At 63.0% G+C, this 1911-nt stretch carries 2 protein-coding genes and 1 pseudogene; all 3 read left to right on the top strand.

Annotated elements, in window-relative coordinates:
* Window positions 1-119: pseudogene (locus tag ACQ0O7_RS45005) on the top strand (IS5 family transposase); the annotation flags it as partial.
* Between the two features lie 9 nt (window positions 120-128).
* A complete protein-coding gene (locus ACQ0O7_RS45000) occupies window positions 129-974 on the top strand; it encodes an MFS transporter (RefSeq protein ID WP_430792082.1) in 846 nt (281 codons plus the stop codon).
* A 270-nt stretch (window positions 975-1244) separates the two neighbouring features.
* Entirely contained in the window at window positions 1245-1883 is a 639-nt protein-coding gene (locus tag ACQ0O7_RS44995; RefSeq protein WP_430792081.1) for a hypothetical protein, read from the top strand.
* Window positions 1884-1911 lie beyond the last annotated feature (28 nt).

Here is a 1911-nt window from a genome sequence, read left to right as displayed (position 1 = left end):
CTGTCGAGTGCGGCATCAACCGGCTCAAACGCAACCGCGCTGTCGCCACCCGCTTCGACAAACTCGCCGTCCGCTACGAAGCCACCGTGACCATCGCCGCGATCAACGAATGGTTGTAGCCGACTTCGATACACGGCCTAACAGCGTCCGCTCTCGGAGGTGTGCTGATCGCCGTACTGGGAGCCGACACCGTGCTGTTGGTGGATGCCGCGACCTTCGCGGTGGCTGCGCCGCTGTTCGCGTTCGGAGTGCGCGACCTGCCCGAGGCCCAGCCCATGCGGCGGGTCGAGCCGGCGTCGTTGCCGGTCTACCGTCGTGAGCTCGCGGAAGGTTATCGCTTCTTGGCGGCCACGCCGCTGCTGCTGGGCCTGTGCCTGATGACGCTGGTCACCAGAGGCCTCGACCAGGGATGGAGCGCCGTGCTTCTTCCCGTGCATGCCCATGAGCAGCTTGATGGTGCCATCGATCTCGGTCTGCTGAACGCGGCGTTCGGCATCTGCGCACTCACGGGGGCGCTGATCTGCGGGGCTGTGGGCAGCCGCTTTCGGCGGTGGCCGGTATTCACGATCGCGTTCCTCATCGGGGGTCTGCCACGCTTCGTGGTGGCCGCCTTCAGCGACAGCTTCACCCCGCTGGCCGCGATCATGGCGGTAGAGGGCCTGGCCTTCGGTGTACTCAACCCCATCATGGCCACCGTGACGTATGAGACGGTGCCTGAGGAACTGCGCAGCCGCGTGCTGAGTGCGACGACAGCCGCGGTCCAGCTGGTCACTCCGATGGGCGGACTCGCTGCGGGCTTCCTCGTGGATGCGGCCGGCCTGCCCGGTGCGCTGCTGACGGTTGGCGGCGTGTATCTGCTCGCCACGCTCTGCCCGGTAATCTTCCCGGCCTGGAGACAGATGGACAGCAGCGGCCCTCCCTACGACAGGACAGAGGGCTCACTGCCGCGCAGTTCGAAGGCGAACCGGACATAAAGACGCGCACCGCTTGTCCCAGGACGGTCTTGGCCTCGAGTTCCTCCTGCTGGAAACCCGCTGGGGCCAACCCACACCAGGCGAGGAGTGAACAACCCGCCGCGCTCAGCGGCCAGATGAGTGCACTGGTCATGGATCCTGGCTGTTCCAGCGGTTGAGATCACTTGAGCGACGGCCACCGCAAGATAAAAGCGGGAGCGGCCGTGAGGCGACTCCCGCTTCTTAGAAAGCACGAGCCTTTAGCTCGTGTAGCTACCGTAGCATGCTGCTATGAGTCCGCAAGATGAGAATGTCGAGACGATGCTCAAGCGTCGGCTGCTAGAGCTCTTCGATCGTCGTAGCTCATGGCACCGAAGCTTGTGGCAAGTCGGAACCGATCTTGCACTTCAGGAAGTACTTGAGTATGCAGGCAGTTACCGCTCCTCAGCGATGGCCTCGGATGAGGGGCTGAAGTACGTGACGGCATCGACCGCCAACCTGGTCGAACGTGACATCGGACTCGGCACGGGTCCGGTGCGCGACAGGATCGTTGCGCTGCTGCGGACGCCACACGTGCGCAAGAGCTCCTCCGGCCTTGCCTCGACTACGAACGCCGACGAACTGAGCGAGTTGGCTCGCAGAACCCGCACGAGATATCTCGAATCGTGGGCCGAGGTCGCCGATCAGCGGAAAATCACTCCGGACCTTGTCGAGCTAGCGGCACGTTCGGTGGCTGCGCATCTACTCGATGCGCAATTCTCGGCGAACCATTTGCATGGCTGGCTTCTTTCAACTCTTGACAAGCAGCCAGACATTCCGGTGAGTGATTTATTTTCACAGGCTCACAAAATGTGGGAGCAGACGCCTAGAGGGTCATTCAAAACCCGGTTGGGCGGTTCTGAAGATCTCCAGGGCGGTGACGGTGCGTAACACGTCGGGGAAGTCGGTCATGATCCGG

It is taken from the genome of Actinoplanes sp. G11-F43 (genome assembly GCF_050589265.1).
Classification (GTDB): domain Bacteria; phylum Actinomycetota; class Actinomycetes; order Mycobacteriales; family Micromonosporaceae; genus Actinoplanes.
Note: the sequence above shows the minus strand (reverse complement) of the source record. Positions and strands in the feature narration are given on the sequence as shown.

Coding starts and splice junctions, on each gene's coding strand:
- ACQ0O7_RS44995 (WP_430792081.1), top strand. CDS start 1,245: ATGAGTCCGCAAGATGAGAATGTCGAGACGATGCTCAAGCGTCGGCTG.